Here is a 15,457-nt window from a genome sequence, read left to right as displayed (position 1 = left end):
TTTTAGAAGAATTTCAACCAGATTACGTATACGTTCACGGAGACACAACTACAACTATGGCTGCAAGTATTGCTGCATTTTATGCAGGTGCAAAAGTTTGTCATGTAGAAGCAGGTTTGCGTACCCATAACAAATTGTCACCTTTCCCCGAAGAAATTAACAGGCAAGTTACAGGCCGAATAGCCGACTTTCATTTTGCCCCTACAATTCAATCAAAAAATAACCTAATATTAGAAAATGTTAGTGAAGATTGTATTATCATCACCGGAAATACAGTTATTGATGCACTATTAGAAAGTTCTTCAAAAGTAAATGTAATTGAGAATACCGAAATTGAAAAGTTAAAAAATATTGTTGATACTTCAAAAAAGTTAATTTTAGTAACAGGACATCGAAGAGAAAATCATGGACAAGGATTTATTAACATTTGTGAAGCTTTAAAAGATATAGCAATAAATAATAGTGACGTTCAAATTATTTATCCTGTGCATTTGAATCCCAACGTTAAAGAACCCGTATATAAAATTTTAGGGGATGTCAAATCCATAAATTTAATAGATCCATTAGCTTACCCAGCTTTTGTATGGTTAATGAACCAATCATACTTAATTATTACAGATTCAGGTGGCGTGCAAGAAGAAGCGCCAAGCTTAGGAAAACCTGTTTTAGTAATGCGGGATACCACCGAACGACCAGAGGCTGTCGATGCGGGAACCGTAATTTTAGTAGGCACTGATTTAGAAAAGATAGTAACTCAATGTAATGATTTACTTAAAAATTCAGATAGATATCAAAAAATGAGCGCTTTGCACAATCCTTACGGAGACGGAAAAGCATGCCAACGTATAGTAGAACATATAATTTCATTAAACAAATAACATGAGTAACCAAAAAGTTGTAATGATTGGTTTGGGGTACATTGGCCTACCAACTGCAGCATTAATTGCAAATAATAATATCCATGTGCATGGTGTGGACATTAACCCACAAGTGGTAGAAACCATTAATGCAGGTAAAATCCATATAGTTGAACCAAGTTTGGATCAAGCCGTTGCTACAGCCGTTGCAAAAGGTTTCCTAAAGGCGGCTACAACTCCGATTGAAGCAAATACTTATTTGATAGTGGTGCCAACTCCATTTAAAGCAAAAAACGAACCAGATATCTCGTTTGTAGAAGCTGCAACCAAAGCTATTATCCCATTACTTAAAGAAAATGACTTATACATCATCGAATCTACCTCGCCAATTGGTACGACCGAGAAAATGATGCGATATATTTATGCGGAACGACCAGAACTTCAAGATAAATTACACATAGCTTATTGCCCAGAGCGCGTATTACCAGGAAATGTAATGCATGAATTGGTGTATAACGACAGAGTTATTGGTGGAGTAAACGAAGCAGCTACTCAAAAAGCAATCGACTTTTACAAACAATTTGTGAAAGGAGAACTGCATCCAACTAATGCTAGAACAGCAGAAATGTGTAAGTTGACTGAGAATTCTTCTCGTGATGTACAAATTGCTTTCGCAAATGAACTATCTCTTATATGTGATAAAGCCGATATCAATGTATGGGAGTTAATTCGCTTAGCTAATAAACACCCTCGTGTGAATATTTTACAACCGGGTTGTGGAGTAGGCGGGCATTGCATAGCGGTTGATCCTTATTTCATTGTAGCAGATTATCCTATGGAATCTCAAATTATAGCAAAAGCCAGAGAAATTAATAATTATAAATCGTTTTGGTGTGCCGAAAAAGTAAAAACTGCAAAACTAGAATTTCAACTCAAACACGGTAGAAAGGCTAGTGTGGCAATTATGGGGTTAGCGTTTAAACCCAATATTGACGATTTACGTGAATCACCAGCAAAATATATTGCACAACGTATTTTACAAGACTCACATGACGACACTTGTTTTATTGTTGAACCAAACATACAAGTACACAAAGTATTCAAACTTACAACTGCTAAAGAAGCTATTGTTAAAGCTGACATTATTGTTTATCTAGTTGCACATAATGAATTTAAAAATATAGTTTTTGATGATTCAAAAATTATATTAGATTTTTGTGGTGTAACAAATGCATAATTATTTTATTAAATATCTTTAATTTGAAAGAAAAATTAATAAAATCTGCTAAATGGAACGGCTTAGGTCGCTTAGTTGCTATGGTTGGTGATTTTACTTTTGGAATTATTTTGGCTAGATTACTTTTGCCAAGTGATTTTGGTGTAATTGCAATATTAACTGTTTTTGTGTCATTCCTTAGTGTTTTTGTAAATAGTGGTTTTAGTCAAGCTTTAATACGTGAAAAAGAGGTTTCAACTGTCGACTATAGCACAGTTTTTTACTTTAATCTATCCGTAGCTGCAATAGCATTTATAATTTCTTATTTTTCAGCACCTATCATAGCAAATTTTTATGATAATTTAGAAATTAGTTTGTACTTACGAGTTCTTTCTATTACATTATTTATAGATGCTTTTATTCTTGTTCAAAATAGTATTCTAACAAAGAATATGGATTTTAAAAGGCTCTCAATCATATCAATTTCAGCTACAATTATTTCAGGAATAATTGCTATTTGTTTGGCGGCTTTTGGATTTGGTATTTGGAGTTTAGTATTTAAATCATTATTAAGAGATTTGTTAGTATTGATTTTTACTGTTTCTGTGGTAAAATGGAAACCAAAAAAAGCCTTTTCAATTGATTCATTTAAAAAATATTTTAAGTATGGTATTTATATGTTGGGAAGCTCATTAATTACTCAGCTTTATAATAATATTTTTAGTTTAAGTGTTGGAAAAATGTTTTCACCTGCAATTTTGGGATACTATAATAGAGCTGAATTATTTAAAAACACACTGAGTCAGAATATAGATAGTATTATTACTGGTGTAAGTTATCCAGCTTTGGCTCAAATACAGGATAATAAAATTGAATTTGTAAATTATTATAAAAATATTTTACAGTTTTCTTTTTATATTATTTCTATTTTAATGACCAGCCTTTTTTTTAATGCTGACGCATTAATTAAAGTTTTATTAGGTGTAAAATGGATCGATTCGATAATAATTTTAAAATATCTATGTTTAATTGGTTTGTTTTTTCCAATTAATTCTATTACAGTTAATTCAATAAGTGTTACAGGTCGTTCAAAAATATATTTTAAATTTCAGTTAATTTCAATAGCAGGTTCATTATTATCTCTTGTTGTTGGATATTATTATGGAATGATTCCTATGATTCAATGTTTCGTGATAATTTCTTTTTTATTAGCACTTTGGATTACACATTTATTTGATAATTTATTTGATTTTTCAATGTTTGAATTAATAAAATTATTAAAGAACAGTTTCTATAACATTTTGCTTTTAACCCTTGTTTTCTATACTACTAACATATTTATTCAGAACAATTATTTAAAATTAACATTAAACTTAGTTTTTGGCTTATCTGTACTTATATTGTTAGGAAGTTATAAAAAACATATTGAATACAATTTTATTATTAATCAAATAATTAAAGTAATAAGAAATAATAAATAAAAAGATGAAAATCACGTTGTTTTTAATGACTTATAAAGGATTTGCTGTACTACAATCACTTGTAAAAAAATCACGATATAAATCAATTGAAAAAGTAATAATTGGAATTGATAAAAATGTAATTAATGATTACAGTCAAGATATTATAAAAATTTGTAATGACTATAATATAGAATATAAATTATATAATGAAAATTATATAATTAACACAAATTATGGTATAGCAGTTTCTTGGAGATGGATTATTGATACTAGTAAAATAAAATTAATTATTTTACATGATTCTATTTTGCCAAAATATAGAGGTTTTTCTCCTCTTGTTAGTATGTTAATTAATGGCGAAAATAAAATTGGTGTTAGTGCAATTTTTGCAACAAATGAATTTGATAAAGGAGCTATAATTTATCAAAAAACAATTAAAATAGAATATCCAATAAAAATAAATCAAGCCATTGAGAAGATTGGTAATTTATATGTTGAAATAATAGAACAATTAGTTGATGATATTTCAAAAGCTAAAAAATTAAAATTAATAGATCAAGACGAAAGTAGAGCAACATACAGCTTATGGAGAGATACAGATGATTATTTTATTGATTGGAATATGTCATCTAATGAAATAAAAAGATTTGTTGATGCTGTAGGTTATCCTTATGATGGTGCGAAATCAAAAATCAACAATAATATTGTTAGGATAAATGAAATTGAACTTTATAAAAACCTAGTAATAGAAAACAGAACAGTAGGTAAAATTTTATTTTTTGAAAACGAATTTCCAATTGTAGTCTGTGGCGAAGGATTAATAATAATCAAAGATGCTGTTTATGCTGATAATAATCAAAGTATTTTACCATTAAATAAATTTAGAATAAGATTCCTATGAACATTCCCTTCAATAAGCCATATTTATCAGGCAAAGAAACCCATTATATTTACGATGCTGTAAACTCGGGTAAAATATCTGGAAACGGAAAGTATACACAAAAATGTCAGCAATATTTTGTAGAAAAATATGGCTTTAAAAAAGCATTATTAACCACATCTTGTACAGATGCGCTTGAAATGTGTGCCATACTTGCTAATATAAAAGCAGGAGATGAAGTTATTGTACCTAGTTTTACTTTTGTATCTACCGCTATTGCTTTTGTGAGACAAGGTGCGAAAATTGTATTTGCAGATTCTTCTGATAACAATCCTAATATTGATGCCGAAAAATTAGAAGCATTGATAACTGAAAAAACTAAAGCGATAATTCCAGTTCATTATGCGGGAGTGGCTTGTGATATGGATAAGATTATGGGATTAGCTGCTAAATATAATTTATTAGTAATTGAGGATGCTGCACAGGCTATTGATAGTTATTATACTGGAAAAGATGGTGTAAAAAAAGCATTGGGTTCTATTGGACATATGGCCGCTTTTTCATTCCATGAAACAAAGAATATTATTTCTGGTGAGGGGGGGATGTTGACAATTAATGATTCTCGTTTTATAAATCGAGCTGAAATAATATGGGAAAAAGGCACGAATAGAGCAGAATTTTTTAGAGGGGAAGTTAATAAATATGGATGGGTAGATACGGGATCTTCTTTTTTACCTTCCGAAATAATCGCTGCTTTTTTATGGGCCCAAATAGAAAATTTAGAAGAAATTCAATCGCAACGTAAATTACTTTGGAATGCATATTACAATGGTATTCAAAGTTTAAATAAAAAAGAATTAATGTTGCCATATATTCCAAACTTTGCCACAAATAATGGGCATATGTTTTATTTAATATGTTCATCGGAACAGTATCGCAGTGAATTGATATTACAATTAAAGGAAAAAGGAATCCATGCAGTATTTCATTACATATCTCTACACTCAAGTGATTATTATAATGGTAAACATGATGGAAGATCGCTTATGAATTCAGATAATTTTACATCATGCTTAGTGCGTTTACCAATGTATTTTGATTTGTCTATAGATAATGTAAAAGATATTGTTGAAATAATAAAAAGCATTAAATGATATTACACATTATTGATTCTGATAAATTCACAAAGCCATTAGCAAAAATGATAATGGATGATGTGAGGTTTCACGATCATTTTTTCATAAGTTTACCTGCCTTAGAACAATTAAACTCAAATTCAATTATTTACCTAAAGTCGCCATTATCAAAACATCTCTGGTTTAATTTTTTCAAGTTATTTTTTTTATGCTTTAAAGCAAAAAAAATTGTTTTACATGGTGCACTGCTTATGCATTTTTTTTTCGTTTTTCGTTTTTTTTTAAGAAAAACATTATGGGTCATCTATGGGTATGAAATAAATATTATTAAGAATCCAAATAATAATATTGATAAGATTACCAAACATGTTCTCAAAATGGTAAATGGACATATTACACATGTTTATGAAGATTCGACAGAAACAAATAGAATATTAAAAAGTAATGCTAAATTCGTTTACTCTTCAATGTATTTAAGCAATACAGTAGAACTTAATTTGTTTACAAACAAAGATATCTCAACAATTGAAAAAATTAATGTTTTGGTAGGTAATTCAACGGATCCAACTAATGAACACATTTCAATATTTGATATGATTGAAGATAACGTTTCACATATAAATAATATTTATTGTCCATTATCATACGGAGACCATGAGGCATATAAAAATAAAATTATTGAAGAAGGATATCGCAGATTTGGAGACCAATTTGTGCCAATCACTAATTTTATGAGTTTGGAAGAGTATAAAGAATTTTTAAATAGTATTGATGTTGCAATATTTAACCATAATAGGCAGCAGGCAATGGGGATTACACTAACCCTTATGAGCTTAGGAAAAATAGTATATATGCGTTCTGGAACAAATTCGTACGAATCTTTAACTCGTAGAGGTTTTAAAGTTTTTGATAATGAATTAATTAAGCAAGATGGCATTAAAAAAAATAGACAAATTTTAGAAAATAAAAAACTGCTTGAAGAGCACTATTCAAAGTTAAATTTGATAAATTTTTATTTGAGTTTATAATATTAATCCGAAAATTCAATGAGTTCTATTTTATTAATATGTAAAGATTTATATCCCCTTCAGCATCCAAGATCTTTCAGAGCAACAGAATTAGTTAATGAAATTCATAGTAGAGGTCATCAATTACAGGTGGTATGTTGTATGAGTACTTTAGATTTTAATGAATATAAAAAACAATATCCTAATGTAAGTATTCTAAATTTAGGTGATGTTAGCTCAATATTAAATCATTCTTTTTTTCAGAAAAACAAGTTTTTATATAGGGTGTTTGATAAAGTATTATACTATTTTTTGCTATATCCATATATAAAATTAATGTTTAGGGTTAGACATTTTTTAATTAATAATAAAGAAAAGCATGATTTATTAATTACAATAGCTCATCCTTATTCTATTCATTGGGGAGCAGCATTTGCAAGAAATAGAAAAAATGGTTTATTTCCATCTAAATGGATTGCAGATTGTGGAGATCCATTTATGGGTAACAAAATTGCTCCACCTCCTTTTTATTTTTCTGTTTTAGAAAAATTATTTTGTAAAAAAGCTGATAAAATTGCAATTCCTGTTGAAGTAGCTCGAAAGGCTTATTACAAAGAGTTTCATCAAAAAATTGAAATTATTCCTCAAGGTTTTAATTTTTCAAACATTCAATTAGAGAAGTATGTAAAAAATACAATACCAACTTTTATTTATGCAGGAGTATTTTATAAAGGTAAAAGAGACCCACGCCCTTTTTTAGATTATTTGTCTAAATTAGATAAAGATTTTAGATTTATAATATATACAAGTAATGATTCTCTCTTAAGTGACTATAAAATTAAATTGCAAGGGAAGTTGATAATTAAGAACTTTATACCAAGGTCAGAAATCTTAAAAGAATTGTCAAAGGCTGATTTTTTATTGAATATAGAAAATGAAACTTCAAATCAGGTTCCTAGTAAATTGATAGATTATTCCTTATCCAATAGACCTACACTTTCACTAAAAATGAATGAATTAGATCTTGAGATTTTTTCGGAATTTTTAAATGGTGATTATTCTAAAGAATTAGTGATTTCAAACATTAATGACTATAATATTAACAATGTCGTTGATCAGTTTTTGGAAATCATCTACAATTAATTTATGGTATTTCAGAAAAAATTTTCTATAAATTCAGTAAAAGAATTTATAATATTATCAATTTTATCTTTTATAATGCCTTTTTCGGCGTTATTTACTTCGTTACTGTTTTATAAGCGTAGCTGGTCGAGATATTTGTTTGTGTTTTTTTGCACTTATTTTGGATATACTTTTATTATTCCGTCCTCTAAGTTACTTGATTCTCCATTTGATTCAGAGTTCTACGCAAATGTACTTGTAGATTATTATAACAGTCAAATTTCATTTAATAGCTTTTTAGATGGTTTGTTTACAATAGAAACGAGTCAAACAGATTTATATCAACCATTAGTTACTTGGTTAATATCTCGTTTTACGGATAATTATCATGTTTTGTTTGCAATTTTTGGATTTTTTTTTGGTTGGTTTTATTCAAAAATATTATGGTTCCTCTTAGACAGAATAAAATATAAGTTCACATTTTTTTCATTAAGTCTTATATTAATGGTGTTGTTAATAAATCCATTATGGAATATTAATGGAGTTAGAATGTGGACAGGTATGGAAGTTTACATTTATGGTGTTATTTTGTATTTTTCCAAAAATAAAAGCAAAGGTTTTTTATATATGATGTTATCTGTCATTTTTCATTTTTCATTTGTAATTCCATTTTTTTTCTTTTTGTTTTATTTATTACTGCCAAAAAATAAAATTGGTTTTGTTTTTTTTATTTATTTAATTTCACTTTTAATTACTAATTTACCATTAGAATTTTTATTCAACACCTATCATTTTTTTCCAGATTTTATCGCAAATAGAATAATATCGTATACAAATTATGATACGATTGTTAATGTGAAAGAAAATTATTCAAACACAAGTTTTTTTATTAAGCTTGCTATGTTTTCTATAAAATCGATTTCATTTTTGTTTTTAGTTTATTATTTTATCCAATTAAAAAAAATCAATAGAAGTGAAATGATAAACTCGAAATTATATTATTTTATATTATATACTTTTATTTGGACGAATATCTTCTCAATTGTTCCTTCTGGAGGTCGTTTTCTAACCTTTTCATTTATATTGCTGTTTATATTTGTGTTAATGAACTTCGATGGGTTTTATTGTAATATAAAATATAGATTAAAATTTTTAATAATTGTATTTATGTTTAGCTATTTTGTATATTCTTTCAGAACTGCAATGGAATATCAAGGTTTTCCCTTGGTGTTTGGAAACTTTGCGAATTCCAATCTATTTTTTGAATCTGTACCTTTAATAGATTATTTCAAATAGAATCTGTGTAAATCATTTAACTTAAATTTATTATAAATGTCAAATAATATTTTAATTTCTGTATTAATACCAACATATAATGTTGAAAAATATATTTATGATGCTATAGAAAGTGTTATATTACAATCACATACTAATATAGAAATTATTGTTGTTGACGATTGCTCAACTGACAACACGTATTCAATTTTACAAAACATTTCTCTTATTGAACCAAGGTTGAAATTGTTTCGGAATGATCAAAATTCAGGAATTGTGAAGACTCTTAATTTTGCGTTGTCTATTGCTTCAGGAGAGTACATAGTCAGAATGGATGGAGATGATTTGTCTGAAAATTTAAAATTTGAAAAACAAATAGATTTTTTATTGGAAAATCCAGATGTATCTTTAGTAGGTTGTAATGTGTTTTCGATTGATGAGAATGGAAAAGTATTAAACAAGGTTCGTTTAGCAAACAATGTTTATTGCACGAAAAAACTATTGAATTATGTTTCCCCTGTTTTGCATATATGGATGTGTAAAAAAGAAATTTATAATATATTAGAAGGTTATAGGGAGTTAGGTGGATCTGAAGATTATGATTTTTTATTAAGATTAAATGCTAAAGGTTATAAATTTTGTAATATTCCTTATTATGGTTATTCAGTTCGAATAAGAGAAGGTAACACACAAACTACAAAAGGATTATATCAAAGAAAAATTGTTTTTTACTTGAAAGAACTATATCAAGAAAGGTTGATAAAAGGTTTTGATTCATTTGATTTAAAAACACGTGATATAAAAACTAAATCATCATTTATTATTGAAAAGATACATCAGTTTTCAGTTAAAAATACTTATAAATTCATGAAGAATCGAAGTGAAAAAAGATATTTTATTGCCATTTTATATTTGCTTTCAACATTTATTTCACCATATCAAATTTTGTTTTTTAAAGATATTTTAATTTCAAAATTTATACTGAAAAAGTATAATTGAAATCAACATTTTTTTTTAATAGTTTATAATTTAACAATTAAATATGAATGATAAAGTCAAAGTGTTGTATATAATATCAACATTAAAAAGAACAGGTCCTACAAATGTTTTATACAATCTTATTAGTGAATTGGATAGAAAAAAAATTGAACCTATAATTTTAACACTTTCAAGTGAACCACTTCAATCATCAAGCCTATTAGTTGATTTTAATGAATTGAATGTAAAAGTATTAAGTTTTTCTTTGTCAAGAATAAAAGGTTTTTTTGTCGCCAGAAAAAGAATAAAACACATTATATATTCAGAAAAAATTGAGGTTGTTCATTTGTTTGGATTTAGGCCAGATTTTTTTGTGAATAAATTTGATTATGAATCACTAAAAATAATAAGTACAATTAATAGTAATTTATACGATGATTACACCATGTTATATGGAAAATTTGTTGGAAAAGTAATGGCTCATTTTCATGTAAAGTCTTTAAATGGTAAAGAAATTGTAGCTTGCTCTGAATTTGTTGCAAATGAAATTAAAAACAGATATGGGATTCGCTTAAAAATAATTTACAATGGTGTTCCAAAAAAAATATATTATAAAACAAATGAAAACGAGCGAAAGGCATCAAGAAAAAAATTAATGTTACCCTTAGATAATCACATATATGTTTTTATTGGTTTACTAATTTATAGAAAGGATCCAATCACCGTATTAAAAGCTTTTATAAATTCGAATGCAATTAATAATTCAATATTATTAATCATAGGTGATGGACCATTAATGGATGAATGTAAATCTTTATGTTTTGAACATAGAAGAAATATTTTGTTTTTAGGTAATCAACCTTCAACAATTGATTATTTAAAAGCATCAAATTTTTATATTTCCTCATCTTATTCTGAAGGACTGCCTACGTCAGTAATGGAAGCAATGGGTTGCGGTTTACCAGTGATTTTGTCAAATATCAATCCACATAAAGAATTAGTTTTTAATATTTTGAATTATGATTATTCATTCCCAGTAAATGATTATAAAAAACTTGCTGATAAAATTGATAAAATTGCTGCAGATGATTTCGATTCTATTAGTGAAAGTTGTTATAAAATTATTTCAGAAACAATAAATTCTGAAATAATGGCATCTGAATACCAAAAATTATATACAATAAATTAATAATGACAAATTTTTCTGTTTTAATTTCCGTTTACTTCAAAGAAAATTCATCTTTTTTTGAAAAAGCATTGGCAAGTATATGGGACGGCCAAACACTTCAGCCGACAGAAATTGTTGTTGTTAAAGATGGTGAACTCACACCTGAATTGGATAGCGTTTTGATTGATTTTTCTAAAAAAGCTCCAGTTAAAGTAGTTGCTTTATCGACTAATGTTGGATTAGGAAAAGCTTTAGCGATAGGTTTGGATGCATGTTCTTATGAATTAGTAGCACGAATGGATACTGATGATATAGCAACTTCAAATCGTTTTGAATTACAAATAAATTATTTAATTAAAAATCCTAATTGTTTTCTTGTTGGTTCTAATATTGAAGAATTTCAACATCAACCTGGAGATTTAAAAAGCATCAAACGAGTTCCTGAACATGATACTGACATAAAATATTTTTTATATAAAAGATCACCTTTTAATCATCCATCAGTTGTTTTTAGGAAATCAAAAATCATAGCAGTTGATTCGTACAAACAAATGTTATCATTTGAAGATTATTATTTATGGTTTCGTTTGGTGAAATCTGGAGGTAATTATTATAATTTCCAAGAACCACTTTTGTATTTTAGAGTCGGAAATGATATGATTGGCAGACGACATGGGTTAGAATATGCTTTAAAAGAATTTCAATTATTCAAGACATTACATCAAGAAAAATTTATTTCATACATTCAATTTATGAAATTTATATCTGTTAGATTTCCATTAAGAATTATTCCAAAAAAACTGTTGAATTTTATTTATTTTAAAGTTCTAAGATAAACGCATTCTGAAATTAAGTTCAAAAGAATAAAATATATAATTAATTTTGATTTTAAAATTTATAGTTATTACATATAAATGTATAAAATGACAAGCTAAGCTCCCCCTTTAATTTTATATACATTATTTGTTTTTTGATTTTTAATAATATTATGACACTAGAAAACACAGCCATCGCTGATCTATTTATTTTAACACCAAGTGTTTTTTCAGACGAGCGCGGTTATTTTTTTGAAGCGTACAATGAATTGACATTAGAAGCATTAGGCATTCAGATTACCTTTGTATAAGACAATCAATCGTATTCGCAAAAAGGAACGTTGAGAGGCTTGCATTACCAAAACCCACCCTTTGCGCAAACCAAATTGAAGAGAGTTATTATGCTTGCCTACCTATAAAATTCAGACATCAATTCATTGATTTTATTTTCTACTATAATATCTTTTTTTAAGTTAAATTTATTATTTAGTAGTTGAATGATTAAATCTGCGTTAATATCATAATTCACATCTTGATAAATTATCTCTTTTTTAATTTTTTCAGAAACAATTATTTTGCAATTTAAAAAACTACTTTCAATCAAACCCAATCCAAAAGACTCAACTTTAGAGGGAAAAATGCAAAAGGTCGATTGAGCGATTAAATTCAGCATTTTATCATGCTGAATTTCCCCCACATTTTTTATTTGAACTCCTTTTTTTAATAATTCATCGATTTTGTTCTCTAGCTTTTTTGGAGCATTAATAGTCAGTATTAATGTTGGATAATAATTAGCTTTTGCCAATTCTTCCCATATACTTATTAATAATTCATGATTTTTATGTGATGAGTAATTGGATGGATAGATGAATTGATCTTCAATTTTACAAGTGGTATCAAATAAGTATAATTGTTCTGAATCAAAAAACGGAATTTTTTTCATTTTTTGTTTATTTATCCCATAAAATCCTCCAAATTCATTGAGAACTTGCTCTTTTTGAAATAAAAACAAATCTGCATTTTTTTGTGTTAATCGAAAATAACACATTATTATTATGTTTCGAAACTTCAGTTTATTTTTCAGGTTTTGATCATTTTTTGTTAATGTCATCAATGAATTGTGCACATAAGTTATGACCCTACAATTCTTTACTTTAAAATTCGGGGCAAAGTTACCAAAACAAAATAGGGTAGTCGGTTGGTATTGCTTTATACAATTCTTTAAAAATTTATTTCTACTGAGTATATAGTTTCCGTTGAAAATTGTTTTGTATCGATACGATTCGTTATTTTCATTATTGATGAGGACAAGATAATTAAGTTCAGCTTTTTCAAGTGATGAAATAAGATAATTTAGTAGCACAATTCCACCACCTTTTCGAATATTTAAAGCGTCAATTAATATCATATCAAAATGTGCATTAAATATAAATAAATCTATTTGCATTTCAAGTTAATTTTATAATTGTAATTTTATTTTTATGAATTAATTACAAAAACGTTGTTTTCTGTTTATTTTACCAGATGATGGTGTTACTTTTGATACTGAATAAAAAAATATTTTGAATAAAACAGCATTAATTACAGGTGTTACAGGACAAGATGGAGCTTATCTTGCTGAATTTCTTTTATCAAAAGGTTATATTGTTCATGGTATTAAAAGAAGATCTTCTTCCCTAAATACGGATAGAGTAGATCACTTGTACAAAGATCCTCACGAAGATAACGTTCGCTTTAAAATGCATTATGGCGATTTGTCTGATTCAACATGTTTAATTAGAATAATTCAAGAAACGCAACCAGATGAAATTTATAATTTGGGTGCAATGAGCCATGTGAAAGTTAGTTTTGAATTACCAGAATATACTGCTGATATTAACGGAGTAGGTGTTTTGAGAATACTGGAAGCAATTCGCATTTTAGACCTGACAAAAAAAACAAAATTATATCAAGCTTCAACCTCTGAATTATATGGTTTGGTTCAAGCTACTCCACAAACCGAATCGACTCCATTTTATCCTCGCTCACCTTATGCTACCGCTAAGTTATTCGCTCATTGGACAGTAGTTAATTACCGAGAAGCTTATGGTGTTTTTGCGTGTAATGGAATTTTGTTTAATCACGAAAGCCCCGTAAGAGGTGAAACGTTTGTGTCGCGTAAAATAACGCGTGCTGTTGCTAAAACTGCTTTAGGTTTTAGTGAAAAATTGTACATTGGAAATCTAGATGCCTCAAGAGATTGGGGACATGCAAAAGATTACGTAGCTGCAATGTGGTTGATGTTACAACAAGATAAACCTCAAGATTTTGTTATTGCAACTGGAGTAACAACTAGCGTTAGACAATTTATACAATTAGCTTATAACGAAATTGGTATTGAAATTCAATTTAAGGGAATAGGTATAAATGAAGTAGGTTTCATAGCTGCTGTTAAAAGTGATCTGTTATTTAATCTTTTAGGTAAAGAGCTAATTGTAATTGACCCAACTTATTTTAGACCGAACGAAGTAGACTTGTTAGTTGGTGATTCCTCAAAATCGAAAAATCTCTTAGGTTGGAGTCCAAAATACGATTTAGCAGGTTTAGTAAAAGAAATGGTGGCGAAAGATTTAGAACTCCTCAATAAGGAACTGACTAGTGAAAATATTTCCTCAAATGTATAATTTAGCGGCGAATACAGTATGTTGAAAAACGCCAAAATATACATAGCAGGACACCGCGGGATGGTTGGTTCTGCTATTTATCGTGCATTGGAATCCCAAGGATATGCTAACATTATTGTTAGAACATCAAAAGAGTTAGACTTGAGAAATCAGTTGGAGGTTGCAGAATTTTTCGCTACCGAAAAACCCGATTATGTGTTTTTAGCTGCTGCAAAAGTAGGAGGGATTGTTGCCAATAATACGTATCGTGCAGATTTTATCTATGAAAACATCATGATTCAAAACAATGTGATCCATCATGCTTACCTCAATGGGGTTAAAAAACTACAATTTTTAGGTTCCTCTTGTATTTACCCTAAATTGGCACCACAACCATTGAAAGAAGAATATTTGCTGACTGGTTTGTTAGAACCAACAAATGAACCTTATGCCATCGCAAAGATAGCCGGTATTAAAATGTGCGATGCTTACCGTGCACAATATGGATGCAATTTTATTTCTGTCATGCCAACTAATTTATACGGTCCAAATGACAACTATGATTTAAATAATTCTCATGTACTACCTGCATTATTACGAAAATTCATTACTGCAAAAAAGAATGGAGAGTCTTCTGTGACTATTTGGGGAACAGGAAGTCCTTTGCGTGAATTTTTACATGCAGATGATTTAGCTGCGGCATGTTTGTTTTTAATGGATAATTACAACGAAGAAGGAGCAATTAACATTGGAGTTGGTGAAGATATTTCAATCTTAGATTTAGCAAAGTTAATAAAGCAAATTATCGGTTACGAAGGTGAGATTATTATAGATCAAACAATGCCAGATGGCATGGAGCGAAAGTTGTTGGATAGTTCGAAGTTAACCAATCTAGGTT

14 protein-coding genes and 1 pseudogene are annotated in these 15,457 nt (G+C 28.3%); 14 read left to right on the top strand and 1 reads right to left on the bottom strand.

The genetic code is table 11. The annotated features are described in order from the left end of the window. The 12 genes and pseudogenes from wecB to KA468_RS08165 all read left to right on the top strand — a co-directional run. Positions 1-878 (top strand): non-hydrolyzing UDP-N-acetylglucosamine 2-epimerase (gene wecB, locus KA468_RS08220; RefSeq protein WP_291242465.1); only part of this gene is annotated, 878 nt, incomplete at its 5' end. Position 879: 1 nt separating this feature from the next. After that, entirely contained in the window at positions 880-2,094 is a 1,215-nt protein-coding gene (gene wecC, locus KA468_RS08215) for a UDP-N-acetyl-D-mannosamine dehydrogenase (protein WP_291242464.1), read from the top strand. Positions 2,095-2,117: 23 nt separating this feature from the next. Continuing rightward, positions 2,118-3,554 carry a lipopolysaccharide biosynthesis protein gene (locus KA468_RS08210; RefSeq protein ID WP_291242463.1) on the top strand — a complete coding sequence of 479 codons (1,437 nt, stop codon included), beginning with the start codon at positions 2,118-2,120 and terminating at the stop codon, positions 3,552-3,554. A 4-nt stretch (positions 3,555-3,558) separates the two neighbouring features. Further along, the gene (locus tag KA468_RS08205; RefSeq protein ID WP_291242462.1) at positions 3,559-4,437 is read left to right on the top strand and encodes a formyltransferase family protein; all 879 of its coding nucleotides are present in this window, start codon (positions 3,559-3,561) and stop codon (positions 4,435-4,437) included. Next, entirely contained in the window at positions 4,434-5,570 is a 1,137-nt protein-coding gene (rffA, locus tag KA468_RS08200) for a dTDP-4-amino-4,6-dideoxygalactose transaminase (RefSeq protein ID WP_291242461.1), read from the top strand. Before KA468_RS08205 ends, rffA begins: the two co-directional genes overlap by 4 nt. Then, positions 5,567-6,580: a TDP-N-acetylfucosamine:lipid II N-acetylfucosaminyltransferase gene (locus tag KA468_RS08195; protein ID WP_291242460.1), complete on the top strand. Its 1,014-nt coding sequence runs from the start codon at positions 5,567-5,569 to the stop codon at positions 6,578-6,580. The genes rffA and KA468_RS08195 overlap by 4 nt, the downstream gene beginning before the upstream one ends. Before the next feature lie 18 nt (positions 6,581-6,598). Next, positions 6,599-7,702 carry a hypothetical protein gene (locus KA468_RS08190; protein WP_291242459.1) on the top strand — a complete coding sequence of 368 codons (1,104 nt, stop codon included), beginning with the start codon at positions 6,599-6,601 and terminating at the stop codon, positions 7,700-7,702. Between the two features lie 3 nt (positions 7,703-7,705). Further along, on the top strand, positions 7,706-8,977 hold the full coding sequence (locus KA468_RS08185; protein ID WP_291242458.1) for an EpsG family protein: 1,272 nt from the start codon (positions 7,706-7,708) through the stop codon (positions 8,975-8,977). A gap of 36 nt (positions 8,978-9,013) precedes the next feature. Next, the gene (locus KA468_RS08180) at positions 9,014-9,955 is read left to right on the top strand and encodes a glycosyltransferase family 2 protein (protein WP_291242457.1); all 942 of its coding nucleotides are present in this window, start codon (positions 9,014-9,016) and stop codon (positions 9,953-9,955) included. 43 nt (positions 9,956-9,998) lie between these two features. Beyond that, on the top strand, positions 9,999-11,123 hold the full coding sequence (locus tag KA468_RS08175; RefSeq protein ID WP_291242456.1) for a glycosyltransferase family 4 protein: 1,125 nt from the start codon (positions 9,999-10,001) through the stop codon (positions 11,121-11,123). Positions 11,124-11,125: 2 nt separating this feature from the next. Next, entirely contained in the window at positions 11,126-11,938 is an 813-nt protein-coding gene (locus KA468_RS08170; RefSeq protein WP_291242455.1) for a glycosyltransferase, read from the top strand. A gap of 152 nt (positions 11,939-12,090) precedes the next feature. Further along, positions 12,091-12,336 (top strand): annotated as a pseudogene (locus tag KA468_RS08165) (dTDP-4-dehydrorhamnose 3,5-epimerase family protein). Here KA468_RS08165 and KA468_RS08160 read toward each other — a convergent pair. Continuing rightward, positions 12,327-13,364: a glycosyltransferase gene (locus tag KA468_RS08160; RefSeq protein WP_291242454.1), complete on the bottom strand. Its 1,038-nt coding sequence runs from the start codon at positions 13,362-13,364 to the stop codon at positions 12,327-12,329. The pseudogene KA468_RS08165 and the gene KA468_RS08160 sit on opposite strands and share 10 nt — an antisense overlap. Positions 13,365-13,479: 115 nt before the next feature. Here KA468_RS08160 and gmd point away from each other — a divergent pair, with 115 nt between their 5' ends. Together gmd and KA468_RS08150 are read left to right on the top strand one after the other, a co-directional pair. Further along, positions 13,480-14,580, top strand: a complete 1,101-nt coding sequence (gene gmd, locus KA468_RS08155) for a GDP-mannose 4,6-dehydratase (RefSeq protein WP_291242453.1) — start codon at positions 13,480-13,482, stop codon at positions 14,578-14,580. 18 nt (positions 14,581-14,598) lie between these two features. Next, the coding region (locus KA468_RS08150) for a GDP-L-fucose synthase (protein ID WP_291242452.1) at positions 14,599-15,457 on the top strand (859 nt) is incomplete at its 3' end.

It is taken from the genome of Flavobacterium sp. (assembly GCF_017985075.1).
Taxonomy (GTDB): Bacteria; Bacteroidota; Bacteroidia; order Flavobacteriales; family Flavobacteriaceae; genus Flavobacterium.
Note: the sequence above shows the minus strand (reverse complement) of the source record. Positions and strands in the feature narration are given on the sequence as shown.

Bases quoted from the DNA above. Each gene is read 5' to 3' on its own strand.
- KA468_RS08170 (WP_291242455.1), top strand. From the start codon at position 11,126: ATGACAAATTTTTCTGTTTTAATTTCCGTTTACTTCAAAGAAAATTCA.
- KA468_RS08175 (WP_291242456.1), top strand. From the start codon at position 9,999: ATGAATGATAAAGTCAAAGTGTTGTATATAATATCAACATTAAAAAGA.
- KA468_RS08195 (WP_291242460.1), top strand. From the start codon at position 5,567: ATGATATTACACATTATTGATTCTGATAAATTCACAAAGCCATTAGCA.
- KA468_RS08180 (WP_291242457.1), top strand. From the start codon at position 9,014: ATGTCAAATAATATTTTAATTTCTGTATTAATACCAACATATAATGTT.
- KA468_RS08160 (WP_291242454.1), bottom strand. From the start codon at position 13,364: ATGCAAATAGATTTATTTATATTTAATGCACATTTTGATATGATATTA.
- KA468_RS08185 (WP_291242458.1), top strand. From the start codon at position 7,706: ATGGTATTTCAGAAAAAATTTTCTATAAATTCAGTAAAAGAATTTATA.
- rffA (WP_291242461.1), top strand. From the start codon at position 4,434: ATGAACATTCCCTTCAATAAGCCATATTTATCAGGCAAAGAAACCCAT.
- wecC (WP_291242464.1), top strand. From the start codon at position 880: ATGAGTAACCAAAAAGTTGTAATGATTGGTTTGGGGTACATTGGCCTA.
- KA468_RS08190 (WP_291242459.1), top strand. From the start codon at position 6,599: ATGAGTTCTATTTTATTAATATGTAAAGATTTATATCCCCTTCAGCAT.
- KA468_RS08205 (WP_291242462.1), top strand. From the start codon at position 3,559: ATGAAAATCACGTTGTTTTTAATGACTTATAAAGGATTTGCTGTACTA.